Consider the following 23,457-nt stretch of genomic DNA (forward strand, 5'->3'; position numbering starts at 1 on the left):
GAGCGCTTCCACGCCCACGACGCGCAGTTCCACATCCTGCTCGCGTCCCTGGCCGGCAACGTGGTGGTCGAGACGATCATGTCCTCGCTGCGCCAGGCCACCATCGGGTACGTCCAGGAGACGGTCGCCGGCCTCGACGACTGGCCGCAGGTCCGCCGCACGCTGCAGGAGCAGCACCGGGCCATCCTGCGCGCCACCCAGGAGCGCCGCGGGGACGACGCCGCCGCCGCGCTGCGGCACCACATCACCTGGTTCTTCGGCCACAGTCCCGCCGCCCAGGAGGAGCACGGCCGGCAGCACTGAACGAACGGCCCCGGAACGCCATATCCCCGGCCCGGCCGGGGACGCCCCGGTGGACGCCCAGAAGGGCGCTGAACGCACGAGAGTGGCCGCACCGGTTCCGGTGCGGCCGCTCTCGTGCGTGGAGTCGCGGGGCAGAGGTTGCACGGTAGGGGGCCATCGGCCGAGGGGGGGTGCAAGGTGATCCAGGCCTTGCGCGGCCGCATCCCGATCCAGGGGGGACTGTCCCGGGGCGGCCCCCTACCGTGAGCAGGTCGGTGGACCATCCGGTCCGGGGCTCGGCCTCATGGGGGGGGGGTTGGGCCGTGCTCCGTGGGGATGTCTCTCACTCATCCACCGACTTTTCTTCTCTGCTCGCACTACTGATCATGCCGGGCTTGCCGATGCAGATGAATGCACTTTCGTCTACAAGTGCGCTGGACTTCCGTCCGGATCCGGGGTGACGGAGGTCGGAGAGACCTCAGAGATCGCGCAGCTGCGGGTCCACGAGCCCGCTCTGGTACGCCTTGATGAGCGCCTGGACGCGGTCGCGGACGCCGAACTTCTCACAGACCCGCCCGAGATAGGCCTTCACGCTGCCCTCGGAGACGTGCATCTGCTCGGCGATCTCCCGGTTGCTCAACCCCTGCGCCAGGAGCGTCACGGTCTCCATCTCGCGGTCGGTCAGCAGGGAGCGCAGTCCGTCGTCGGCCGAGCGGGCCTGCTGCTGGTCCGGAACGGAGATGACGTTGTCCGCGAGCGCCCGCGCGATCGCCGGGGAGAGGGCGAGCTCGTCCTTGAGCACCTGGTTCACGGCGTCGATGATCTCGTCCGGCCGGGCGTCCTTGACGAGGTAGCCGGCGGCACCGGCACGCAGTGCCGGCACCACGAACTCCAGAGTGGAGAACGTCGTGAGCGCCAGCACCTTGGACCGCGGGCTCCGCGAGGTGATCTCCCGGGTGGCCTCGATCCCGTCCATCACGGGCATCTTCATGTCCATCAGCACCACGTCCGGGTCGGCGGCCAGACATCGGTCGACGGCCTCGCGGCCGTTGGCCGCCGTCGCAATGACCTCGAACCCGGGCTCGGCCGAGAAGAAGGACTTCAGGGCCTCCAGCATCAACGGCTGGTCGTCCACGACAAGCACTCTGCAATCAGTCACGCGCACAGTCTATTTTTCCGTGTCCCCCAAAGTGCAACACGTCATATTCGCCAAAAGTCACAAATGGTCTGGACAAAGGTCGATAGGTTCGTTCGGTTAACGTTGGCAAAATGGAATGTACCAGGGCAGCACACCCCCCTCGCAGCCGGGACATCTCTCCCCCGCCCGGCTGCAATCCCCCCCGATCCGGTGCTGCTCTCGTGATCCAAGGAGCCCCCCCATGTCCAAGAAGAAGCTGACCACCGCCATCGCCTCTGCCGCCCTCGCCGCGTCCTTCATCGTCGGCCCGGCAGCACCCGCCAACGCGTTGATGGTCCAGAAGCCCCAGGCCCCCGGTTACGTCATGTGCGGGTGGTTCCCGTTCCTCTGCCGATGATTTTTCCTCCAATGCGGTACATCATTGGGTGTGACTGACATAGCAACACTTTCAGAGCGACCACCGCGAACAGCTTCGAAGACATCGTTCTTCCAGGCCGAACCCATCGGCATGTGGCTGTCCGTGGTGGTCCTTCTGTATCCCGGCGTCATTCTGCTGACGCAGCTGCAGTACCTGTTCCAGCACTTTACGGGTGACGCCAACGCGGATCTGATGCTGGTTCTCGACGCGGTGCTCTCCTCTGCCGCCATCGGAATGGTCGCCTGGCGGTCCACCTACGCTTCGGCCGCCTCAGTGGCGTGCCTGGTCACGTCCCTCCTGGCGAACTATCAGGCCTCCGCCATCGTCACCGTCTTCGTGGTGACGGCCGCGGTGGCGGCCACCGCGACCAGGAAGTTCCTCGTCGTTCACCTGTTCGTCTACTTCGCCTGGGCGGTCGCCGCCGCCACGTTCCACGGCCCGTTCGACTCCCCCCTCTTCTGGTTCACCTTCAACGGACTGCTCGTGGCCACCCTGGTGGGTTCCACGGTCAGGTACTTCCAGGGGCAGCGTCGCAAGAGCGAGGAGCGAGTCCGGGACCTGGAGGTCCTCAACGAGCGGCTCCGGGAGGACGAGCGGCAGGCGCTGGCCCGCGACCTGCACGACGTCGTCGCCCACGAGCTCACCCTCATCACGATGCAGACCATGAGCCGGCGCCGATCAGGCAATGTCGGCGAGCTGCACCAGGTCCTCGAGACCGTCGAGGACGCCGCGCGCTCGGCCCTGCACGAGCTGCGGGTGATGCTGCGACTGCTGCGCAACGAGAACGAGGGCGAGCACCCGCGGGACGTCACGGGCGCCGGCCTGGCCATCGGCAGCCTGGAGCACGTGGTCACGTCGCTGGCGGCGAGCCTGCGGGACCTGCGCTTCGAACCGGGCGTGGTCCTCACCGGGGACCTCGAGGCCATGCCCACCACCGTGCGCGGCACGGCCGCCCGCATCCTGCAGGAGTCCGTCACCAACATCATCAAGTACGCCCCGCGTGGGTCCGGCTGCCGGATCGAGGTGGCGGCGGACGAGCACGAGCTGCGCCTGCGCGTGCTGAACCCCATGCCGCGCAGCCACCAGCGCACGGGCAACCACTCCTCGGAGCTGTCCTCGGGGCTCGGTCTGCGGGGCATCACGGAGCGCGTGTCTCTGCTCGGCGGCCGCGCCGAGAGCGGACAGCAGGACGGGCAGTGGGTCCTCGACGTGTGCCTGCCCGTGGACGGCCGGGACGCCCTGTGACCCGGCGGGCCGAGCCGGACCCCGGCCTGGCGCGGCGCGTGGCGGACGTCGTCGCCGGGATCCCTCCGGGCCGGGTGCTGTCCTACCGGGACGTCGCGGAGCTGGCCGAGTGCCGCTCGCCGCGGGTGGTGGGCACCGTCATGGCGCGCAATCCGACCGGCCAGGAGCTGCCGTGGTGGCGGGTGGTCACCGTGAAGGGCACCCTCGCCGACCACCTCCAGGCCGAGGCCCGGGTCCGGTACCGGGACGAGGGCACGCCCCTGCGCGAGGACGACCGGCACCTCGTGCGCGTGGACATGGGTCGCGCGCTGTGGACCCCAGATCCCTCCGGCGGGTAGCTGCCGTTCCGCGCACCGGATCGGAGCCCAGGACCCGCACCCGAGGAACCAGTGCTCGCGCGCTGGGCCGCGCGCTCCGGCTCAGAAGTCCAGCGGGCCGGCCACCTCGAAGAACTTGCCGTCCGGGTCGAAGGTCCTGCCGGTGAGCCGCTCGAACGCCTCGACGTAGCGCGCGCGGGTCCGTTCCACCACCTGCTCCGGCAGCGGGGGCACGGGGCCGGTCCCGTTCCAGCCGGACTCGTCGGAGCGCAACCAGTCCCGCACGTACTGCTTGTCGAAGGAGGGCTGGGCCTGGCCCGGCTCGTAGGTCTCGGCGTCCCAGAAGCGGGAGGAGTCGGGGGTGAGCACCTCGTCCCCGAGGGTGATCGCGCCGCGGTAGGAGTCCAGTCCGAACTCCACCTTGGTGTCGGCCACGATGATCCCCCGCTCGCGGGCGATCCGCTCGGCGGCGCTGTAGATCTCCAGGGTCAGCTCGCGCAGCCGGTCGGCCACCGCGTGGCCGACCCCGTCGGCCATCTCCTGGAACGTGATGGGCAGGTCGTGCTCCCCCACCTCCGCCTTGCCGGTCGGGGTGAAGATCGGCTGCTCCAGCCGGGAGCCGTCCACGAGCCCGGGCGGCAGCGCGATCCCGCACACCTCGCCGGTCTCCCGGTAGTCCTTGAGCCCGGATCCGGTCAGGTAGCCTCGGGCGATGCACTCGACGGGGAACATGGACAGGTTCTTGCACACGACGGCGCGCCCGCGCACGGACTCGTGCACGTCGGTCGACAGGACGTGGTTGGGCACGCCCGCGAGCTGCTCGAACCACCACAGGGACAGCTGCGTCAGGATCTTGCCCTTGTCCGGGATCTCCGTGGGGAGGATCTCGTCGAACGCGCTGATCCGGTCCGTGGCCAGCACCAGGACCGAGCCGGCCCGGTACTCGGCGTCGTCGTAGATGGCCACCCCCGTGGCCCGCAGCCGCGACTCGTCGGGAACGTAGAGCTCCCGGACCTTGCCGGAGTAGATGTGCGTCCACCCGGGGATCTCCGGAGGCGTGCTGACGGTGCCCTGCTCGGTCATGCCTGCTCCTGACGGGGTCGGGGATCGGAGGCGCCGGGGACGGTGACGAGGCCCCGGGCTGCCTTCAGCGCGATGTCGGTGCGGTGCTGGGAGCCCTCGAGCGCCACGAGCCCCACGCCCCGGTACGCGCGCTCGCGGGCGTCGTGGAGGTCGGCCCCGAGGCCGACGACGGCGAGCACGCGCCCGCCGGCGGAGACGATCCGCCCGGCATGCTCGCCCTCGCGGGCCACGGCGGTGCCGGCGTGGACCACGTGCACGCCCTCGAGGGCCTCCGCCTCCTCCAGTCCGCCGATCGGATCGCCCTTCCGGGGGCTGTCCGGGTAGTCCTGCGCGGCGACCACCACGGCGACGGCCGTCTCGGGCCGCCAGCGCAGCCGCTCCGCCTCGTCGAGGCGACCGGCCGCGGCGTCCCGCAGGAGCCGTCCGAGCGGAGTGGTGAGCCGGGCCAGCACGGCCTGGGTCTCGGGATCCCCGAAACGGGCGTTGAACTCGATGACCCGCAGGCCGCGGGTGGTCACGGCCAGCCCGCAGTACAGCACGCCCACGAACGGGGTGCCCCGGCGGCGCATCTCGTCGACCGTGGGGCGGGCCACCCGCTCCACGACCTCGTCCACGAAGCCCTGCGGCAGCCACGGCAGCGGCGTATAGGCGCCCATGCCGCCGGTGTTGGGGCCCTCGTCGTCGTCGTGGATCCGCTTGAAGTCCTGGGCGGGGCTCAGCGGGATCACGCGGGAGCCGTCGGTGAGCACGAACAGGGACACCTCGGGGCCGTCGAGGAACTCCTCGACCACCACGCTCCCGCCCGCGGCGAAGCACGCGGCGGCGTGCTCGAGCGCGGCCGCGCGGTCGGAGGTGACGACCACGCCCTTGCCGGCGGCGAGCCCGTCGTCCTTGACGACGTACGGGGCGCCGAAGGTGTCGAGGGCGTCGGCGGCCTCCTCCTCCGTGCCGGCGACCCGCGCCATCGCGGTGGGCACCCCGGCGGCGGCCATGACCTCCTTGGCGAACGCCTTGGAGCCCTCGAGCCGCGCGGCGGCCCGCGAGGGACCGAAGACGAGGAAGCCGGCCTCGCGCAGGGCGTCGGCCACGCCGGCCACCAGCGGGGCCTCGGGCCCGACGACGACGAGGTCCACCGCGAGCTCGCGCGCGAGCGCGGTGGCCGAGGCGGGGTCGTCGGCGTCCACGGCGTGCACGGGGACGAGCTGGGCGATCCCGGCGTTGCCCGGCGCACAGTGCACCTGCGCGACCTCGGGGTCCGCCAGCAGTGCGCGGATGATTGCGTGTTCGCGGCCTCCGGGGCCCAGTACCAGAACCTTCACGCCCTCAGGCTAGTTGGCGGCAGCGGCTTCTGACACATCGATGCCCCCGCCGCAGGCCAACCCTCTATTATAGGTAAGCACCCTGACGATGTGCTCACAGTTCCCGTGCCCCGCCGACGTCCTCGGACATCTTCGCTGGTGAGCCCGGCCACCGGCCTACCGTGGAGGAATGAACAGGCAGCGACGACTCACAGCAGCATCCGCCGCAGCGGTCCTGGGCCTCTTCCTGGCCGGCTGCGACAACACCGACAACTCCGGGACGGAGGCGCCGCCCGAGGCTCCGGCCGAGACGGCTCCCGCGACCATCCTGGACCAGTCCGGGCCGGCCTCCGCCCCCACCGCGGAGCAGACCGGCATGGGCGACGACGCCACGACCGACACGGGCGCCGAGGGCACTGCCCCCGAGGGCGACGCGGGCGACGCCGGCGGCGCGGGCACCGGGGCGGACACCGACGCCGAGGCCGGCACCGACAACTGAGCCCGGGGCGGGCCCGGCCCGGCTGACATACTGGGGCGATGCAGACCTTCACCTCGGACCGTGCCGTGGACCTCGCCGTCGTCGAGCGCAGCGGCTTCGTCGAGTCCCGCCACCGCGGCTCCGCCGTGGTCCTGGCCCCGGACGGGTCCGTGGCGGTGGAGCTGGGCGACATCGGCACCCCGATCTTCCCCCGCTCCACGCTCAAGCCGTTCCAGACCATCGCCGCCATGAAGGCCGGCGTCCCGCTGCGCGGAGCCCAGGTGGCCATCGCCTCCGCGTCCCACATCGGCTCCTTCGAGCAGCTCGACGCCGTGAGCTCGATCCTGACGGCCGCCGGCCTGACGGAGGAGGCGCTCCAGTGCCCGCCGGACTGGCCCGAGGACGAGGAGGTCCGCACCGAGCTCGTCCGGGCCGGACGCGGCCGGGCCCGGATCTGCATGAACTGCTCCGGCAAGCACGCCGCGTTCCTGTGGGCCTGCACGGAGAACGAGTGGCCCACGGACAGCTACCTGGACCCGGAGCACCCCCTGCAGCGGACCGTGCTGGAGACCGTCGCGGATTTCTCCGGCGAGCCCGTGGCCCACGTGGGCGTCGACGGGTGCGGCGCGCCCCTCGCGGCGATCTCCCTGACCGGTCTCGCCCGGGCCTACTCGACCCTGGGCCGGGCCGCGGGCAACCTGGACGCCGACGCCCGCGCCGCCACGGTGGCCCAGTGCATGCTCGACTACCCCGAGCTCGTGCACGGTCCCGGCAAGTACAACACCGTGGTCATGGAGGAGCTGGACGTCGTGGCGAAGCTCGGGGCGGAGGGCGTGCTCGCGCTCGGCACCCGCAGCGGGTGGTCGGTGGCGCTCAAGGTCCTCGACGGCGGCTCCCGCGCCAACGCGCTCGTCGGCCTGAGCCTGCTCGCCCACGCCGGGGCCGTGCCCGCCCCGGCGGCCGCCGCGGTGATCGGCCGCGTGGTGCGCCCGGTCATGGGCGGCTCCCGCCCCGTCGGGCGGCTCCGCCTCGCCGAGCCCCTGCTGGAGCTGCTCGGGCCGGAGGCGGTCCGGGCCCTCGGGCAGGACTAGGCCGTGGCCCGCCGCCGCGTCGACCCCGCGGACGGGACCCTGGCCCTGAGCGCCTGGCGTGCGGACCCGGACGGCGCCCCGCGCCGGACCGTGGCCACCGCCGTGCGCTACGCGCTCGAGGAGCTCGCCGAGCGGCTGCCCGGCAACAGCGTGGAGGTGCGCGTCCCGCCCTTCGGCGTGACCCAGTGCGTGGCCGGGCCCCGGCACACCCGCGGGACCCCGCCCAACGTCGTCGAGACCGACGCCCGCACGTGGCTCGGCCTGGTCACGGGCGCCGTGACCTGGCCGGAGGCCGTCGCCTCCGGCGCGGCTGTGGCCTCGGGCACACGGACCGATCTCGCGGACGCCCTGCCCCTCTTTCCCCGGTAGCCTTGAGGACATGAGCTCCACTCCCTCATCCCCCTCCGCGCGCCCGTCCCCGCGGAGGTTCCCGCGCCGGCGCCGCCGGGAACGGGCCGTCGTGCCGCTGGCCGCCGCCGGCAACCAGCAGATGACCCTGCGCCGCGCCCCCAACATCTGGGCGTTCGTCCTGCTCGGCGGCGTCCTCGGCGCCGTCGTGGGCGTGCTCGTGGGGCTGGCCGGCGGGGGCAGCGCCGAGTTCACCCAGGGGGCCGTGACCCTGTTCATGGTCTCCGTCTGCACGGTCCTGGGCCTGGCCGCCGGCGCCGTCCTGGCCCTCGTGCTGGACCGGGTCTCCGTGGCCCTCGCACGGGCCGTCACCACCGAGGTCGTGGACGGGGACGGCGGCGCCCCCTCCGGCGCGCCGGCGGACGCTCCCCGGCCCACCGACCCCCGAAGCTCGAGAGAAGGCTGATCGACGTGGTTCGCCCTGATGGACAACTCAGCCACGACCTGCTCCCCGGAGAGAAGGGCCCCCAGGACGCGTGCGGCGTGTTCGGGGTCTGGGCCCCCGGCGAGGAGGTCGCGAAACTGGCCTACTACGGCCTCTACGCCCTGCAGCACCGCGGCCAGGAGTCCGCCGGCATCGCCGCGAGCGACGGCAGCCGGATCGCGGTGTACAAGGACATGGGGCTCGTCTCGCAGGTCTTCGACGAGGCGACCCTCACCACCCTGACCGGGCACCTGGCCGTGGGCCACTGCCGGTACTCGACCACGGGCGGGTCCCACTGGGCCAACGCCCAGCCCACCCTGGGCGCCACCCCGCACGGCACCGTGGCGCTCGCGCACAACGGCAACCTGACCAACTCGGCCGAGCTGTACGAGAAGCTGATCGACAAGTCCGGGTTCCCCTCCCAGGGCGAGATGGCGCAGGGCAACACCACGGACACCGCGCTGGTCACCGCGCTGCTGGCCGAGCACCCGCACGGCTCCCTCGAGGACGCGGCCATGCACCTGCTCCCCCAGCTCGTGGGCTCCTTCTGCCTGGCCTTCATGGACGAGAACGCCCTCTACGCCGCCCGCGACCCGCAGGGCATCCGCCCGCTGGTGCTCGGCCGGCTCGAGCGCGGCTGGGTGGTGGCCTCGGAGACCGCCGCCCTGGACATCGTGGGCGCGTCCCTGGTCCGCGAGATCGAGCCCGGCGAGTTCGTGGTGATCGACGAGCACGGCCTGCGCTCCCAGCGCTTCGCCGAGACCCGCCGCGCCGCGTGCGTGTTCGAGTACGTCTACCTGGCCCGCCCGGACACCACCATCAACGGCCGCTCCGTGTACGAGTCCCGCGTGGAGATGGGCCGCCGGCTCGCCCGGGAGCACGGGATCGACGCGGACCTCGTCATGCCGACCCCCGAGTCCGGGACCCCCGCCGCCATCGGCTACGCCGAGGAGTCCGGCATCCCGTTCGGCAACGGCCTGGTCAAGAACGCCTATGTGGGACGGACGTTCATCCAGCCCTCGGACACCATCCGCCAGCTCGGCATCCGGCTCAAGCTCAACCCGCTGAAGTCCGTGGTGGCGGGCAAGCGGCTCGTGGTCATCGACGACTCCATCGTGCGCGGCAACACCCAGCGCGCCCTCATCCGGATGCTCCGGGAGGCGGGGGCCGCCGAGATCCACGTGCGGATCTCCTCCCCGCCCATCAAGTGGCCGTGCTTCTACGGCATCGACTTCGCCTCCCGCGCCGAGCTGATCGCCAACGGCCTCGGGGTCGAGGAGATCAGGGCGTCCCTGGGCGCGGACTCCCTCGGCTACATCTCCGAGGACGGGATGATCGCCGCCACCGCGCAGGAGCGCACCGAGCTGTGCACCGCGTGCTTCTCGGGGACCTATCCCACCCGGCTGCCGGACGCGGACAAGCTCGGCAAGAACGTGTTCGAGACCCGCAGCACGCCCGTGGACTCCTCGCCCCGCCGCGCACCGGGCGGACCGTCCGTGGCGCAGCGGCCGGAGCACGCCTCCGCCGTGTCCATCGACACCCGCCCCTCGGCCACCGACGGCCGCTCCCCCCGGCCCGCCGAGCGCACCAGCATCTCCGACGAGGACCCGGGCGTGCAGGAGACCTCCACCGGGTGCGACCCCGGGCCCGACTCCGACCTCGAGGACCTGATCCTGCCCGAGGACCGCGTCCCCGCCGGACCCGCGGCCGGACCCGCCACCGGGCCCGCCGCAGCCCCCGGATCCCAGCACGCCGCCCAGCACGAGACCGCGAAGGACGCCTGACATGGCCCAGCCCCCCTCCACGAACCGCACCGTCACCTACGCCAGCGCGGGCGTGGACGTCGAGGCGGGAGACCGCGCCGTCGAGCTCATGAAGAGCGCGGTCAAGGCCACGCACACCCCCCACGTGATCGGCGGGGTCGGCGGGTTCGCCGGGCTCTACGACGTCTCGGAGCTGCTCGCCTACCGCAAGCCCTACCTCGCCACCTCGACCGACGGCGTCGGCACGAAGGTCGCGATCGCCCAGACGCTCGACGTGCACGACACGATCGGCTTCGACCTCGTGGGCATGGTCGTCGACGACATCGTCGTGGTGGGCGCCAAGCCCCTGTTCATGACCGACTACATCGCCACCGGCCGCGTGGTGCCCGAGCGGGTCGCGGACATCGTGCGCGGCATCGCCGCCGCCTGCGAGCAGGCCGGCACCGCCCTGGTCGGCGGGGAGACCGCCGAGCACCCGGGCCTGCTGCGCCCGGACGAGTACGACGTCGCGGGAGCCGCCACCGGCGTGGTCGAGGCCGACGAGCTGCTGGGCCCCGACCGCGTGCGCGCCGGCGACGTGGTCATCGGCATGGCCTCCTCCGGGCTGCACTCCAACGGGTACTCCCTGGTGCGCAAGGTCATCAACGTGGCCGGGTGGTCGCTGGACCGGCAGGTCTCCGAGCTCGGCCGCACTCTGGGCGAGGAGCTCCTGGAGCCCACGCGCGTCTACGCCGCGGACGTCCTGGACCTCGTCGCCGCCTTCCCCGTCAACGGACCCGAGCGGACCACGGGCCACGGTGTCCGCGGCTTCAGCCACGTGACCGGCGGCGGCCTGGCCGCGAACCTCGCCCGGGTGCTGCCCGGCGGGCTCGAGGCCACGGTGGACCGCAGCACCTGGGAGCTGCCCGCGATCTTCCAGCTCATCAGCCAGCTCGGCAACGTCCCGCTGCCCGATCTCGAGCGCACCCTCAACCTCGGCGTGGGCATGGTCGCGATCGTCGACCCGGCGGTGGCCGACGACGCCGTCGCACACCTCACCGCCCGCGGCCTGCCCTCGTGGGTCATGGGCACCGTGGGCGAGCTCGACCCCGGCGCCGACCACGACGGGCCCGACTGGGTGCAGGGCGCGAAGGGCGTGGACGGCGGCGCGGTGCGCATGGTCAACGCCTACACGGGCTGATCCGGCGCGGCGGAGCGACAAGCAGCACAGGAGAGCAACCAGCAGCACAGGAAGAGCCCCGCCGGACGGCGGGGCTCTTCCTGTGCTGCGGACACGCGAAGAAGGTGCTCGTCCTGGACGGGCACCTTGTTGCGTCGTGCGGTGGAGACGGGGTTCCCGGCGCTTACCGGCGGTAGTCCTCGTCGTAGTCGTCGGCGTACTTGTCGACGTAGGCCGAGTACTCGTCCTCGTCCTCCTCGACGGTCTCCTGGACCGGCTCCCGCAGCGGGGGCATCTGCTCACTGCCGCGCAGTTCCCGCTGGAGTGCTGTGAGGTCGGTCTGCGGGCTGAAGTACTTCATCTCCCGCGCCTGCCGTGTCGCCTTCGCCTTTTGACGGCCGCGCCCCATGGCGTGACCCCCTCTGTCTCTTGGTCCGGACGGCGGCACTCAGGCACAGAGTACGGCCCCGGAAATGTCGTATGAATGGTTCGTGAGACCAGGGTACATGGTTTGTCAGTCCGTTGCGCCCGCCCGGCGGCCCGTGCGGTGGACTGTCGGCAACCTCACGGGAGGCGGGCGGAACCGCGTCCGGGAGCGGCGGTGACGGGCCGGCGCCGGGCCCGGACCGAGCTTCGCCCCTGCCCTGCGGGGCCGTGCGCGCCGCCGCTCACGGCGCGCACGGCCCCGCGGCTCAGCGCGCGGCGCGGGCCTCCTCCGCCACGGCGGTGACGGTGAGCCCGTCCGCCACGACGTCGGCGTCGACGTCCACCCGGACCGTGTCGCCGTCCACGACTGCCCCGGAGAGGATCGCCCTGGCGAGCTTGTCCCCGATCTCCCGCTGCACCAGCCGGCGCAGCGGCCGGGCGCCGTAGGCCGGGTCGTAGCCGGTGAGCCCCAGCCACTCGGTGGCCGCCGGGGTGACCTCCAGGGACAGCCGGCGCTGCCCCAGGCGCTCGGCCAGCTCCGCGACCTGGATGTCCACGATCTTCGACAGGTCGGACGTGGACAGCGGGTCGAACAGGATCACGTCGTCGAGCCGGTTGAGGAACTCGGGCTTGAACGAGGCGTTGACCACGTTCATCACCGCCTGCTTCTTCGCCTCGGGCTCGATGGTCTGGTCCACCAGGAACTGGCTGCCCAGGTTGGAGGTGAGGATGAGGATCACGTTGCGGAAGTCCACCGTGCGCCCCTGCCCGTCGGTCAGCCGCCCGTCGTCGAGCACCTGCAGCAGGATGTCGAAGACGTCCGGGTGGGCCTTCTCGATCTCGTCGAGCAGGACCACCGAGTACGGGCGGCGCCGCACGGACTCGGTGAGCTGGCCGCCCTCCTCGTAGCCGACGTAGCCCGGAGGGGCGCCGACCAGCCGGGAGACCGTGTGCTTCTCGCCGTACTCGGACATGTCGATCCGCACCAGGGCGCGCTCGTCGTCGAACTGGAACTCCGCCAGGGACTTCGCGAGCTCGGTCTTGCCCACACCGGTGGGGCCCAGGAACAGGAAGGAGCCGATCGGCCGGTTCGGGTCGGAGATGCCGGCGCGCGAGCGGCGCACGGCGTCCGCGACGGCCTGCACCGCCCGGCGCTGGCCGATGAGCCGCTTCCCGAGCACCTCCTCCATGTGCAGCAGCTTCTCGGTCTCGCCCTGGAGCATGCGCCCGGCGGGGATGCCGGTCCAGGCCGAGATCACCTCGGCCACGTCGTCGGCCGTGACCTCCTCGGAGACCATGGTGTCGTGCGGGACGGAGGTGTCCTCCTGCTCCTGGGCGACGTCGAGCTCCTTCTGCAGCGCGGGGATCTCCCCGTAGAGCAGCCGGGAGGCCTCCGCGAGGTCGCCGTGGCGCTGGGCCATCTCCGCCTGCGAGCGCAGGTTGTCGATCCGCTCCTTGAGGTCGCCGACTCGGTTCAGGCCGGCCTTCTCCTCCTCCCAGCGGGCGTTGAGGGCGTCGAGGTCCGCCCTCTTGTCCGCCAGCTCCTGGCGCAGCGCGGCGAGGCGCTCGACCGACGCGGGGTCGGTCTCGCGCTCCAGGGCGAGCTCCTCCATGGTCAGGCGGTCGACGGCGCGGCGCAGCTGGTCGATCTCCTCCGGCGCGGAGTCGATCTCCATGCGCAGCCGCGAGGCGGCCTCGTCGACCAGGTCGATGGCCTTGTCCGGCAGCTGCCGGCCGGGGATGTACCGGTTGGACAGCGCGGCCGCCGCGACGAGCGCGGAGTCCGCGATCTGCACCTTGTGGTGGGCCTCGTAGCGCTCCTTGAGCCCGCGCAGGATCGCCACGGAGTCCTCCACGGAGGGCTCCCCGACGTAGACCTGCTGGAAGCGGCGCTCCAGGGCGGCGTCCTTCTCGATGTTCTCGCGGTACTCGTCCAGGGTGGTCGCCCCGATCAGGCGGAGCTCGCCGCGGGCCAGCATGGGCTTGAGCATGTTCCCGGCGTCCATCGAGCCCTCGGCGGCGCCGGCGCCGACCACGGTGTGGATCTCGTCGATGAAGGTGACGATCCGGCCCTCGGACTGCTTGATCTCCTCGAGCACGGCCTTGAGCCGCTCCTCGAACTCACCGCGGTACTTGGCGCCGGCCACCATGGACCCGAGGTCCAGCGAGATCAGCGTCTTGCCGCGCAGCGACTCGGGCACGTCCCCGGCGACCATGCGCTGGGCGAGGCCCTCGACGACGGCGGTCTTGCCGACGCCGGGCTCGCCGATCAGGACGGGGTTGTTCTTGGTGCGGCGGGAGAGCACCTGCACCACGCGCCGGATCTCGGAGTCCCGCCCGATGACGGGGTCCAGCTTGCCCTCGCGGGCCATGGCGGTCAGATCGGTGCCGAACTTCTCGAGCGCCTGGAACGTGCCCTCGGGGTCGGGGGTGGTCACGCGGCGGTCTCCTCTCACGGACGGGACGGCGGTCTTGAGCTGGTCGGGTCCGGCACCCGCGTCCCGCAGGATGTCGCCGACCTTCCCCTCCTGCTGGGCGAGGCCGTACAGGAGGTGCTCGGTGGAGATGTACTCGTCACCGAGGGACCGGGCGAACTGCTCCGCGGCCTGGATGGCCTGCAGGGCGCCCCTGTTGAACTGGGCCTGGGCCGTGGCGGCCCCGGACGCGGAGGGCAGGGCCTTGATGGCGGCGCTGGCCTGGGCCGAGACGGCGTCGACGTCGGCCCCGGTGGCCTTCAGGACGGCGACGGCCACGCCCTCGCGCTGGTCCATGAGGGCCTTGAGGACGTGGGCGGGCTCGACCTGCGGGTTGCCCGCGGTCGAGGCGTTGGTGGAGGCGGCGGAGAGCGCCTCCTGGGACTTGGTGGTGAACTTGGTCTCCACTGCGGCTCCTTGGGGTGGACGGTCGGGGACGAACCGACCCGGTCGCTGCTCCTCTGCGGGTGCGGCCGAGCAGTTCAGCTAACCTGAGTCTATCCCACTCAACCCTGGAGGAACAGAGCGTATTCCTTCCTCCGGGGTCGACACCCGCCGCACGCGAGCGGCCCCTGTCGGACGAGCTCGGGGAGCTCGTCCGACAGGGGCCGCCGGCGAACGGGCGGTGGGGCCCGGCGGCCTAGCCGGTGCTCCGCCCCGTCAGCTTGTCGCGGAGCCGGTCGACCATGCCGACGCCGGGTCCGATGGTCTTGTGGAACAGCTCCGAGTGCGGCGCGTGCGGGTGCGGCCGGGTCGGCGCGACCTTCTTGGCGGTCTCCACCTTCTCGCCCAGCTCCACCAGGTCCCCGGCGGGGATGTGCGCCCGCAGCTTCGGGAACTGGTCCGACTCCTCGTCCTCGATGTGGTGGCGCAGCTGCGACTGCATCTCCCGGATCAGCTCCAGGAACGCGGGCTCGGACGCGTCGACGCCCTCGATCTGCTTCATGACCTGCACGAGCTCGTCGTGCTCCTGCTTGTCGTGCTCGACCTCCTCGGCGCCGTCCGGCAGGTGCTTCGCCATGGCCGGGTAGACGTACATCTCCTCCGCGACGGCGTGGCGCATGACCTCCGCGATCACGGTGTCGGCCAGGTCCCTGCGCCGGCCGGCGTCCGCGGTGCCCTCGATCTGGCCGAGCAGCTCGAGCATCTCCCGGTGGTCGGTGGTGAGGATGTCGACGACATCCGTTCCCGCAGCGTGGGTGTCGGTCATGGGACGTGCCTCCTTGACGTGGTGGTGCGCGGTTCCGCGGCCGACGGCGCGGGCGCCGTCGCCCGACCGCCGCACGGCCCCGTGCCGCCGTTCAGCAGTGTGCTGATCATCTTCGACTCTAGGTCACGGCGACGGCCGCGGACCAGACCTCGCCGGCGGATGACGCCCGGCACGGGACGGTGGGCCGCCGTCCCGCGCCGGCCGTGCAACGGCGTCTCAGAGGAACTCCACGCCCTGGGCCAGGGGCAGCTGCCCGGAGTAGTTGACGGTGTTGGTGGCCTGGCGCATGTAGGCCTTCCACGAGTCCGAGCCGGACTCCCGGCCGCCGCCGGTCTCCTTCTCCCCGCCGAACGCCCCGCCGATCTCCGCGCCCGAGGTGCCGATGTTGACGTTGGCGATGCCGCAGTCGGACCCGGCCGAGGAGAGGAACCGCTCGGCCTCGAGCTGGTCGTTGGTGAAGACGGCCGAGGACAGCCCCTGCGGCACCCCGTTCTGCAGCTCGATGGCCTCGGCGAACTCGCTGTAGGTGAGCACGTAGAGGATCGGGGCGAAGGTCTCGTCCTGAACGATCGCGGTCTGGGCGGGCATCCGCACGATGGCCGGCTCGACGTAGAAGGCCCCGGGGTGCTCCTCGGCCAGCACCCGGGTCCCGCCGGTGAGCACCGTGCCGCCCTGGTCCTGGGCGTCGCGCAGGGCCTGCTGCATGGCGTCGAAGCCGCCCTCGCCGACCAGCGGGCCCACCAGCGTGGCCGGATCGCGCGGGTCCCCGATGTTCAGGGTGCCGTAGGCCTGCACGAGCTTCTCGACGAGGGTCTCGACGACGGACTCGTGCACGATCAGCCGCCGCAGCGTGGTGCAGCGCTGCCCGGCGGTGCCCACGGCCGAGAACACGATCCCGCGCAGGGCGAGGTCGAGATCGGCGCTGGGCGCCACGATCGCGGCGTTGTTCCCGCCCAGCTCGAGCAGGGCCCGGCCGAAGCGGGCGGCCACGCGCGGGGCGACCTCCCGCCCCATCCGGACCGACCCGGTCGCCGAGACCAGCGCGACGCGGGGGTCGTCCACGAGGCGCTCGCCGCCCGCGCGGTCGGCGAGCACGAGCTGGTGGATCCCGTCCGGCGCCCCGCAGTCCTCGGCGGCACGGCGCAGCAGCGCGTCGGCGCCGAGGGCGCAGAGGACGGCCGTCTCGGAGGGCTTCCACACCACGGTGTCCCCGCAGACCAGGGCGAGCGCGGTGTTCCAGGAGTGGACGGCCACCGGGAAGTTGAAGGCGGAGATGACGCCCACCACGCCCAGCGGGTGCCAGGTCTCCATGAGCCGGTGCCCGGGGCGCTCGGAGGGCATGGTCCTGCCGTAGAGCATGCGGGACTGCCCGACGGCGAAGTCGCAGATGTCGATCATCTCCTGGACCTCGCCGAGGGCCTCGGAGGTGATCTTGCCGGCCTCGGCCTGCACGAGCACGGCGAGGTCCTCCTTGTGCTCGGTAAGGAGCTCGCCCCACCGCTTGACCACGTTCCCGCGCACCGGCGCCGGGACGTCCCGCCAGTGCGGAAAGGCCTGGTGAGCCGCACCGACGGCCGCGGTGACGTCCTCCTCACCGGCCTGCGGCAGGGTCACGAGAACCTCGCCGGTCAGCGGGCTGCGGGCCTCGAGCGGGCCGGAGAGGGCGTCGGCATCGACGCCGCACGCCCGGAGGGCGCGGCGGACCTCGGCGGCGAGGGTGGTCTCCTGGACGGTCTGGGACATGGTGCTCCTCCTGGTGCTGACGGGTGCTCGAACGGGCTGGGGTCCGGCGTCCGTGGCGGGCACGGGATCCGGGGCCGGGGTTCGGGGTTCGGGGTTCGGGGTCGGGGGGCCGCCGCTGCGGGGTCAGCGCGCGACGACGGCGGAGAGCTGCTCGCGCAGCCGGACGATCGAGGCGTCCTGCTGGCGCCGGTAGAGGTCGTGGGGGTCGGCCACCGCCCGCCCGACGACCTCGGACATGACGGTGAGGTCGTAGGCGGTGCCGGTCTGGTCGTCGTCGCGGGAGCCCTCGTCGGTGAGGTTGGACCGGAAGATCCCGGCGGCCGAGCGCGGGAGGAAGTCCTCGTAGACGATCGGCTCCGGCACGGCGATGCCGGCCTCGACCAGGCTGTCCAGGCCGGCGTCCGGGTCGGGGACGGCGTGCCCGACCCGGGCCAGGGCCTCCTCGTCGAGGGTGTAGCTGAAGTACGCCAGGCCCTGCACGGCCAGCTCCTGCTCGGTGCGGGGCAGGTGCTCCTCCCACACGGTGCGGGCCACGTCCACCCGGATGCCGCTGCCCTCCCCGGCGGCCAGGCGCCGGTCGGTCTCGGCGACCATCCGGTCGTAGAGGTCGCGCCCGGTGGGGGTGAGGGCGATGCCGCGCTGCTCCACCTCCCCGAAGCGCACCCGCAGCGCACCGGGACCCACGGTGCCGTCGGCGAAGCGGAACACCCGCTCCTCGGCCAGGGCCCGGAAGGAGGTCTGGCGCAGCAGCACGTCCGGGCCGTCCCACCGGGGCGGGCCCTGGATCTCGTCGATCATCGTGATCCCGAGGTCCTCCATGCGGGCGTAGAGGTCGTCGATGTCGAGCACCCGCGGGGTGAGGTGGTTGATGTGGGTGGTGGTCACCCCGCCGATGTCGGCGGCCACCGCCGAGACCTTCTCGAGCTCCCGGTACCAGGCGTGGTCCACCGGGTCGCCGGAGAGCTCGAACGCGGCGGTGGCCAGGTCCAGCAGGCGCTCGGCGTCGGTCTCCCCGAGACCGCCGTGCTCCGTGGCGCGGTCGGCCAGCTCCAGCAGCTCGGGCGGGAAGAGGGTGCGGCGGTCGATGAACTCCTGCAGCCGCTGCCGGAGCTCTCGGTCGAAGAAGCGGGGGTCGTCGGCGGCCAGCATGGAGGTGAAGACCCGGAACGGGTTCCTCGCCAGCTCCTCGGGGTCGGTCGGGCGGAAGGCGGTGGAGACCACCGGCACGGAGGAGGCCGAGGCGTCGCGCAGGTCGTAGAAGCCCACCGGGTGCATTCCGAAGGCGGCGAAGACCCGGGCCACCTCTGCCATCTCGCGCGGGGAGCCCACCCGGATCGCGCCGTGCCGCTCGGCCGTGACGCGGTCGATGCTGCCCAGACGTTCCGCGTCCGCGCCGTGGCGGGCCAGGAAGTCCTCGTTCACGGCGGCCGAGACGTCCACCAGGGTGGTGTAGGCCGGCACCTCCTGGCCGTACATCGTCGACAGCCGGCGGGCGAACTCGGCCCGCAGCTGCCACAGCTGCTGGAAGGTCATGGCGGGGGTTCCTCTCGTCGGGCGCGGGACGGATCAGATGATGTTCACCTCGCGCAGCACGGACTCGGCGGCGCGGAAGCGGTCGGCGGAGAAGCGGCGCGGGTCCAGGAAGGACGGGCGGCCCAGGTAGAGGTCGGCCACCAGTTCGCCCACCGCCGGCCCCTGCAGGAAGCCGTGCCCGGAGAAACCGGTGGCGTAGAAGAAGCCGGGCAGCCCCCGTGCCTCGCCGATGAGCGCGTTGCGGTCCGGGGTGTTCTCGTAGAGACCCGCCCAGCCGCCCTCCAGGTCGGGGTGCTCGAGCTGCGGGGCGCAGACGGCGGCGGCGGCGTTGAGCTCCGGCAGCCAGCCGAAGTCGAACTCCCGGGCGAAGCCGGGTTCCTGCTCGTGGGAGATGCCCAGCAGCAGGCCGTTGCGGTAGTTGTGGTGGTAGAACGTGGTCGAGAGGTCCAGCGTGAAGGGCACCCGCGGGTACGGGACGGGCCGCTGGCGGGTCAGGCCGATGAGCCGCCGGACCGGGGTGACGGGCAGGTCCACCCCGGCCATGGCGCCGATCCCGGCGCTCCACGCCCCCGCGCAGCACACCACGGCACCCGTGCGGATCGTGCCCCGCTGGGTGGTCACCGACTCGACGGCGTCCCCGGTGCGCTGGATGCCCAGCACCTGGGTGCGGTCGAGCACCGCCACCCCGAGCTCGACGGCGGCGGCGGCGTAGGCGGCGACCACGGCCCCCGGAGCGGCGAACCCGTCCCCCGGGGAGAACGAGGCCCCCACCAGCGCGGCGGGGTCCAGCAGCGGATTGATCGCGGCGGCCTCGGCGGGCGACACCATGCGGCTGTCGACCCCCAGCGCGTTCTGGACCTCGGTGGCCCCCTCCAGGTCGGCCGCCTCCGCCCCGGACCGGCAGAGGAAGAGGTAGCCCACCTGCTGGAAGCCGATGTCCGCCCCGAACCGCTGGGGGAACCGGCGGAAGGCCTCCAGCGAGCGGCGGCCGAGCTCGATGTTGCCGGGATCGGAGAAGTTGGCCCGGACACCGCCCAGGGGCTTGGCGGAGGACCCGCTGCCCAGTTCGGCGCGCTCCACCAGCACGATGTTGCGCACGCCCCGGGACGCGAGGTGCCAGGCGGCGCTCAAGCCCATGATCCCGCCGCCGACGACGACGACGTCGGCCGCCGACGGCTGGACCGTGGCGAAGCCCGGGTCCAGCGGGACGATCTGGTCCGGCACGGGGACCTCCCTCGGCACTGCTCCGCGCGGAGGGCGCCTTCGGCCCCGACCACTTCAGCTCATCGGTTATCGATAACCAGCATGACCGGGAGGCACCGGCGGGTCAAGAGTTGGCGCCCCGCCCCCGCACGCCCTGCCGCAGGACCGCACCCCAGGCGGTCCGGGGCGAGCGTCCGGGTCCGCCCGGAACGCTCGCTGACTCCTGGAGCCCGCCCTGGGTGATCAGGGAGCTCAGGGAGCTCAGGGACGGGCGTAGTCCAGGTGACGGATCATCCGCTGCGCCGCGAGCTCCGGGTCACCGGCGACGACGGCCTCGGTGATGCCCCTGTGCTCCTCGGCGCTGCTCCGGACCAGCCCTCGTTCCTGCAGACGGTAGGACCCGTTGATGCGGGACTGGTCCCGCAGGTTCTCCACGATCGCCGTCCACCGGCTGTTGCCGAGCAGGTCCACGAGGGCCGCGTGGAAGCGCTGGTCGGCCTCGAGGTACTCCAGCATGCCGTCCGCGGCGGCGGCCTCCACGGTCCGTTCGGTCAGCGTCCGCAGCAGCGCGGCCTGCTCGGCCGGGACGCCGGCCGCGGCCACGCGGCGGACCGCCTCCACCTCGATGAGGCGGCGGAGGTCGTAGACCTCCTGCTTGTCGCGGTCGGTGAGCTCCACCACGCGGAAGCCGCGGTTGCGCACGAGCTCGAGCAGTCCCCGGTTGGCCAGCGACATCATGGCCTCCCGGGCGGGGCTGTTGGACACCCCGAGGCGGGCGGCGAGGCCGTTGGCGGAGTAGATCTCCCCCGGCTTCATGGCCCCGCTGAGCAGGGCCCGGCGGATCAGGGCCTCGGTCGAGTCCTTGAGGGTGGCGCGGGAGAGCTCCGCGGGCCGGAGATCGTCGCCCCACGCGTGGTCTCGCCCCATCTGCCCTCCCGGCCGGTCCTGCGTCCCGAGCGGCCCCCGGTGGAGGCCTGTCGACTCCTGGGAAACATAGCAGTCGGCCCGGCGGGCACCGGCCCCGCTCCGTACGTCCGGGGCTCGGTGCGAGGACCGCGCACGCCCTGGCCCTCCCGGCCGGGCCACCGGAACGGAGCGCGATCCCTATCACACGCGAGCCCGATCTGTCCAAGATCACACGCCCGAACCGTTGGATGCGCTCGACATCGCCCGTAGCATCGAGGTTTCCACCAGTTCGGCCCGACGACGCGCCTTCCACACCCCCCTTGTTCCACACGGAAGGATCTGCCATGTCCGCACCCCGCACTGCCGTGCTCCAGGTGCTCAACGCACCGGACCGCACCGGCACCCGATTCGCCCTCTTCGCCCTCGCCCTCGGCGGCTTCGGCGTGGGCACCACCGAGTTCGCCTCGATGGGCCTGCTGCCGTTCATCGCCGAGGACCTCCACGCCTCGATCCCCTCCCTCGGGCACGCCATCTCCCTCTACGCCCTCGGCGTGGTCGTCGGCGCACCCCTCATCACGTCCCTGACCGCCCGGGTGGAGCGCAAGCGGCTCCTGCTCGGCCTGATGGTCGCGTTCACCGCCGGCAACGTGCTGTCGGCGACCGCCCCGACCCTCGAGTGGCTGTACGTGGCGCGCTTCCTCTCCGGCCTGCCGCACGGCGCCTACTTCGGGGTCGCCGCGGTGGTGGCCTCCTCGCTGGTGCCGCGGGAGCGGCGCGGCACGGCCGTGGCCCGGGTGGCCCTCGGGCTCACGGTCGCCAACATCGTGGGCGTTCCCCTGGCCGCCGTGCTCGGCGGGACCCTGGGCTGGCGGGCCGGGTACGGGCTCGTGGTGGTCATCGGCCTGCTCACCGTCACCGCGCTGGCCCTCTGGATCCCCCGCACCCGCAACGGCGGCGGCGTCTCCGTGGCCCAGGAGGTCCGTGCCCTGGGCCGGCCCCAGGTGGCCCTGACCCTGCTGGCCGGGGCCGTCGGCTTCGGCGGCATGTTCGCCGTCTACACGTTCGTCTCCCCGATCCTGACCGAGCTCAGCGGCCTCGACATCTCGGCGGTGCCGTGGGTGCTGGCCGTGTACGGCGTGGGCATGACCGCGGGCTCCCTGCTGGCGGGCCCGCTGCTGGACCGCTCCATCGAGCGGACGGCCCTGGGCGCGGGGGCCGTGTCCGGCGTGGCCCTCGCCTTCTTCGGGCTCTTCGCCCACTCCGCGGTCGCGGCCGTGCTCGGCGTGCTGTGGATCGGCCTCATGGGCGCCCTCTTCAGCACGGCGCTGCAGATGCGCCTGCTGCGCGAGGCGAAGGACGCCCCCTCCCTGACCGCCGCCATGAACCACGCGGCGTTCAACCTGGCCAACGCCATGGGCGCCTTCCTCGGCGGCGCCGTCATCACCGCGGGCTGGGGCTACCGCTCCCCCGCCTGGGTGGGCGTGGGCCTGGCCGTGGCCGGCCTGCTCATCCTGGGCTACGCGACCCGTCTGCACCGGACGGGGGACGCGCCCGCGTCCGTCCCCGGCCGCACCGGATCCTCCTGGGCCGCCCGCGCCGTCGCCGACCTGGACGTGCTGCTGCCGGAGCGCGCGCTCCCGCGCCCGGTCCTCGCGAGCGGCGCCCGGATGACCGACTGGGCCGACCTGGGCCGGTGACCCGGTCCGCCGGTGCCGTCGCCCGCCCAGGACGCGGGCGGCGGCACCGGCGGAGCGGCCGCTCCGGACCGTCCTGTGCTTGTTCCTGCCGCGGGCCGTGGGCCACGATGGGAGGATCGGGACAGGGGGTCGGCCCATGAGAATCGCACTGGTCGGCGACGTGATGCTCGGCCGGCTGGTCAACGAGCGGCTGCGGCGCGAGGCTCCGGACCGCCCGTGGGGCGACGTCCTCCCCCTGCTCGGGCAGGCGGACCTGCGGTTCGCGAACCTCGAGTGCGTGCTCGCCGACCACGGCGCTCCCTGGCCCGGCAAGCGGTTCCACTTCCGCTCGGACCGCAAGAACGTCGCGAGCCTCGGGGCGGCCCGGATCGACGTCGTCTCGCTGGCCAACAACCACGTGCTCGACCACGGCGCCGAGGCGCTGCGGGAGATGCTCCCGGTGCTCGACGAGCACGGCATCCTGCACACCGGCGCCGGACCGGACGCCGAGTCGGCCCGGCGTCCCGCGGTCTGCACCCGGGCGGGGACCGCGGTCGGCTTCCTGGCCTTCACGGACAACGAGCCGGGCTGGGCGGCAGGTCCCGCGTCCCCCGGCGTCCACCACGTGCCCGTCCGTCTCGCGGACGGGCGCGCGCAGGACCTCCTCGAGCTCGTCCGCCGGACCCGGGACCGCACCGACCTCCTCGTCGTCTCCGCCCACTGGGGCCCCAACTGGGGCGAGGACGTGCCGGAGGACCACCGCGCGTTCGCGCACGCGCTGGTGGAGGCCGGGGCGGACGTGGTCTTCGGCCACTCCGCCCACATCTTCCGGGGCGTCGAGGTGCACCGCGGCAGGCCGGTGGTCTACAGCGCCGGGGACTTCGTCGACGACTACGCCGTCCACCCCGTGGCGCGCAACGACCAGTCGTTCGTCTTCCTGCTCGACGTCCGGGACGGCCTGCCGCACCGCCTGCGCCTGCACCCCACGGTGATCGAGGACCTCCGGGCGAGAACGGCCACGGCCGAGGCCCGGCCCATCGCCCGGCGGATGGAGCGGCTCAGCGCCGAGCTGGGCACGCCGTGCACCTGGCGCGACGACGAGCAGTGCCTCGACATCCCGCTGGGCTGACGCCCACCGCGGCCGCCGCCGAGCGGCGCACGGGCTCCGGCGCCCGTCCGGGA

The 23,457-nt window shown here is 72.8% G+C and carries 22 protein-coding genes; 12 read left to right on the top strand and 10 right to left on the bottom strand.

Annotated elements, in window-relative coordinates:
• Positions 1–303 (top strand): FadR/GntR family transcriptional regulator (locus tag AVL61_RS07595; protein ID WP_157571336.1); only part of this gene is annotated, 303 nt, incomplete at its 5' end.
• Positions 304–760: 457 nt separating this feature from the next.
• Here the strand turns inward: AVL61_RS07595 and AVL61_RS07600 are convergent.
• Entirely contained in the window at positions 761–1,441 is a 681-nt protein-coding gene (locus tag AVL61_RS07600) for a response regulator transcription factor (RefSeq protein ID WP_082697027.1), read from the bottom strand.
• A 220-nt stretch (positions 1,442–1,661) separates the two neighbouring features.
• On the opposite strand from AVL61_RS07600, the gene AVL61_RS17825 reads away from it, so the two are divergent.
• The 3 genes from AVL61_RS17825 to AVL61_RS07610 all read left to right on the top strand — a co-directional run bounded on the left by AVL61_RS17825 (position 1,662) and on the right by AVL61_RS07610 (position 3,421).
• Positions 1,662–1,817, top strand: coding sequence for a hypothetical protein (locus AVL61_RS17825; RefSeq protein ID WP_157571337.1), 156 nt, complete (start codon positions 1,662–1,664; stop codon positions 1,815–1,817).
• A gap of 123 nt (positions 1,818–1,940) precedes the next feature.
• On the top strand, positions 1,941–3,083 hold the full coding sequence (locus tag AVL61_RS07605) for a sensor histidine kinase (RefSeq protein WP_197412665.1): 1,143 nt from the start codon (positions 1,941–1,943) through the stop codon (positions 3,081–3,083).
• Positions 3,080–3,421: an MGMT family protein gene (locus AVL61_RS07610; protein ID WP_058873762.1), complete on the top strand. Its 342-nt coding sequence runs from the start codon at positions 3,080–3,082 to the stop codon at positions 3,419–3,421. Before AVL61_RS07605 ends, AVL61_RS07610 begins: the two co-directional genes overlap by 4 nt.
• A gap of 81 nt (positions 3,422–3,502) precedes the next feature.
• On the opposite strand, the gene AVL61_RS07615 is transcribed toward AVL61_RS07610, so the two are convergent.
• Together AVL61_RS07615 and purD are read right to left on the bottom strand one after the other, a co-directional pair.
• Complete coding sequence (locus AVL61_RS07615; RefSeq protein ID WP_058873763.1) at positions 3,503–4,483, bottom strand: phosphoribosylaminoimidazolesuccinocarboxamide synthase; 981 nt, start codon at positions 4,481–4,483, stop codon at positions 3,503–3,505.
• A complete protein-coding gene (gene purD, locus AVL61_RS07620; protein WP_058873764.1) occupies positions 4,480–5,802 on the bottom strand; it encodes a phosphoribosylamine--glycine ligase in 1,323 nt (440 codons plus the stop codon). The genes AVL61_RS07615 and purD overlap by 4 nt, the downstream gene beginning before the upstream one ends.
• Positions 5,803–5,971: 169 nt before the next feature.
• Here purD and AVL61_RS17830 point away from each other — a divergent pair, with 169 nt between their 5' ends.
• From AVL61_RS17830 to purM, 6 genes are read left to right on the top strand one after another with little or no spacing between them, the layout of a single operon-like run.
• Complete coding sequence (locus AVL61_RS17830; protein ID WP_058873765.1) at positions 5,972–6,280, top strand: hypothetical protein; 309 nt, start codon at positions 5,972–5,974, stop codon at positions 6,278–6,280.
• A gap of 38 nt (positions 6,281–6,318) precedes the next feature.
• Positions 6,319–7,350, top strand: a complete 1,032-nt coding sequence (locus AVL61_RS07630) for an asparaginase (RefSeq protein ID WP_058873766.1) — start codon at positions 6,319–6,321, stop codon at positions 7,348–7,350.
• A 3-nt stretch (positions 7,351–7,353) separates the two neighbouring features.
• Positions 7,354–7,719 carry a sterol carrier family protein gene (locus AVL61_RS07635; RefSeq protein ID WP_058873767.1) on the top strand — a complete coding sequence of 122 codons (366 nt, stop codon included), beginning with the start codon at positions 7,354–7,356 and terminating at the stop codon, positions 7,717–7,719.
• Positions 7,720–7,729: 10 nt separating this feature from the next.
• Positions 7,730–8,164, top strand: coding sequence for a hypothetical protein (locus AVL61_RS07640; RefSeq protein ID WP_157571338.1), 435 nt, complete (start codon positions 7,730–7,732; stop codon positions 8,162–8,164).
• Between the two features lie 5 nt (positions 8,165–8,169).
• A complete protein-coding gene (gene purF / locus AVL61_RS07645) occupies positions 8,170–9,966 on the top strand; it encodes an amidophosphoribosyltransferase (RefSeq protein ID WP_058873769.1) in 1,797 nt (598 codons plus the stop codon).
• A gap of 1 nt (position 9,967) precedes the next feature.
• The gene (purM, locus tag AVL61_RS07650) at positions 9,968–11,125 is read left to right on the top strand and encodes a phosphoribosylformylglycinamidine cyclo-ligase (RefSeq protein ID WP_058873770.1); all 1,158 of its coding nucleotides are present in this window, start codon (positions 9,968–9,970) and stop codon (positions 11,123–11,125) included.
• A gap of 163 nt (positions 11,126–11,288) precedes the next feature.
• On the opposite strand, the gene AVL61_RS07655 is transcribed toward purM, so the two are convergent.
• From AVL61_RS07655 to AVL61_RS07685, 7 genes are all read right to left on the bottom strand, one after another.
• Positions 11,289–11,513, bottom strand: coding sequence for a DUF3073 domain-containing protein (locus AVL61_RS07655; protein WP_058873771.1), 225 nt, complete (start codon positions 11,511–11,513; stop codon positions 11,289–11,291).
• Between the two features lie 283 nt (positions 11,514–11,796).
• Positions 11,797–14,412 (bottom strand): ATP-dependent chaperone ClpB, encoded by a 2,616-nt coding sequence (gene clpB / locus AVL61_RS07660; protein WP_058873772.1) that lies wholly within the window; start codon positions 14,410–14,412, stop codon positions 11,797–11,799.
• A gap of 232 nt (positions 14,413–14,644) precedes the next feature.
• The gene (locus AVL61_RS07665) at positions 14,645–15,214 is read right to left on the bottom strand and encodes a hemerythrin domain-containing protein (protein ID WP_058873773.1); all 570 of its coding nucleotides are present in this window, start codon (positions 15,212–15,214) and stop codon (positions 14,645–14,647) included.
• A 216-nt stretch (positions 15,215–15,430) separates the two neighbouring features.
• Complete coding sequence (gene amaB / locus AVL61_RS07670) at positions 15,431–16,957, bottom strand: L-piperidine-6-carboxylate dehydrogenase (protein ID WP_058873774.1); 1,527 nt, start codon at positions 16,955–16,957, stop codon at positions 15,431–15,433.
• Between the two features lie 123 nt (positions 16,958–17,080).
• Complete coding sequence (hglS, locus tag AVL61_RS07675; protein ID WP_082697024.1) at positions 17,081–18,490, bottom strand: 2-oxoadipate dioxygenase/decarboxylase; 1,410 nt, start codon at positions 18,488–18,490, stop codon at positions 17,081–17,083.
• 33 nt (positions 18,491–18,523) lie between these two features.
• Positions 18,524–19,714 carry an NAD(P)/FAD-dependent oxidoreductase gene (locus AVL61_RS07680; RefSeq protein ID WP_058873775.1) on the bottom strand — a complete coding sequence of 397 codons (1,191 nt, stop codon included), beginning with the start codon at positions 19,712–19,714 and terminating at the stop codon, positions 18,524–18,526.
• A gap of 240 nt (positions 19,715–19,954) precedes the next feature.
• On the bottom strand, positions 19,955–20,620 hold the full coding sequence (locus AVL61_RS07685; RefSeq protein WP_058873776.1) for a GntR family transcriptional regulator: 666 nt from the start codon (positions 20,618–20,620) through the stop codon (positions 19,955–19,957).
• 323 nt (positions 20,621–20,943) lie between these two features.
• Here AVL61_RS07685 and AVL61_RS07690 point away from each other — a divergent pair, with 323 nt between their 5' ends.
• A complete protein-coding gene (locus AVL61_RS07690) occupies positions 20,944–22,296 on the top strand; it encodes an MFS transporter (protein ID WP_082697025.1) in 1,353 nt (450 codons plus the stop codon).
• Positions 22,297–22,432: 136 nt separating this feature from the next.
• A complete protein-coding gene (locus tag AVL61_RS07695) occupies positions 22,433–23,404 on the top strand; it encodes a CapA family protein (RefSeq protein ID WP_058873777.1) in 972 nt (323 codons plus the stop codon).
• The last annotated feature ends 53 nt before the right edge of the window (positions 23,405–23,457 follow it).

This window comes from Kocuria rosea subsp. polaris, from assembly GCF_001483755.1.
GTDB classification, from domain to species: Bacteria; Actinomycetota; Actinomycetes; order Actinomycetales; family Micrococcaceae; genus Kocuria; species Kocuria cellulosilytica.

Coding starts and splice junctions, on each gene's coding strand:
- AVL61_RS17825 (WP_157571337.1), top strand. CDS start 1,662: ATGTCCAAGAAGAAGCTGACCACCGCCATCGCCTCTGCCGCCCTCGCC.
- AVL61_RS07615 (WP_058873763.1), bottom strand. CDS start 4,483: ATGACCGAGCAGGGCACCGTCAGCACGCCTCCGGAGATCCCCGGGTGG.
- AVL61_RS17830 (WP_058873765.1), top strand. CDS start 5,972: ATGAACAGGCAGCGACGACTCACAGCAGCATCCGCCGCAGCGGTCCTG.
- AVL61_RS07630 (WP_058873766.1), top strand. CDS start 6,319: ATGCAGACCTTCACCTCGGACCGTGCCGTGGACCTCGCCGTCGTCGAG.
- AVL61_RS07640 (WP_157571338.1), top strand. CDS start 7,730: ATGAGCTCCACTCCCTCATCCCCCTCCGCGCGCCCGTCCCCGCGGAGG.
- purM (WP_058873770.1), top strand. CDS start 9,968: ATGGCCCAGCCCCCCTCCACGAACCGCACCGTCACCTACGCCAGCGCG.
- AVL61_RS07655 (WP_058873771.1), bottom strand. CDS start 11,513: ATGGGGCGCGGCCGTCAAAAGGCGAAGGCGACACGGCAGGCGCGGGAG.
- AVL61_RS07665 (WP_058873773.1), bottom strand. CDS start 15,214: ATGACCGACACCCACGCTGCGGGAACGGATGTCGTCGACATCCTCACC.
- amaB (WP_058873774.1), bottom strand. CDS start 16,957: ATGTCCCAGACCGTCCAGGAGACCACCCTCGCCGCCGAGGTCCGCCGC.
- hglS (WP_082697024.1), bottom strand. CDS start 18,490: ATGACCTTCCAGCAGCTGTGGCAGCTGCGGGCCGAGTTCGCCCGCCGG.
- AVL61_RS07685 (WP_058873776.1), bottom strand. CDS start 20,620: ATGGGGCGAGACCACGCGTGGGGCGACGATCTCCGGCCCGCGGAGCTC.
- AVL61_RS07690 (WP_082697025.1), top strand. CDS start 20,944: ATGTCCGCACCCCGCACTGCCGTGCTCCAGGTGCTCAACGCACCGGAC.
- AVL61_RS07695 (WP_058873777.1), top strand. CDS start 22,433: ATGAGAATCGCACTGGTCGGCGACGTGATGCTCGGCCGGCTGGTCAAC.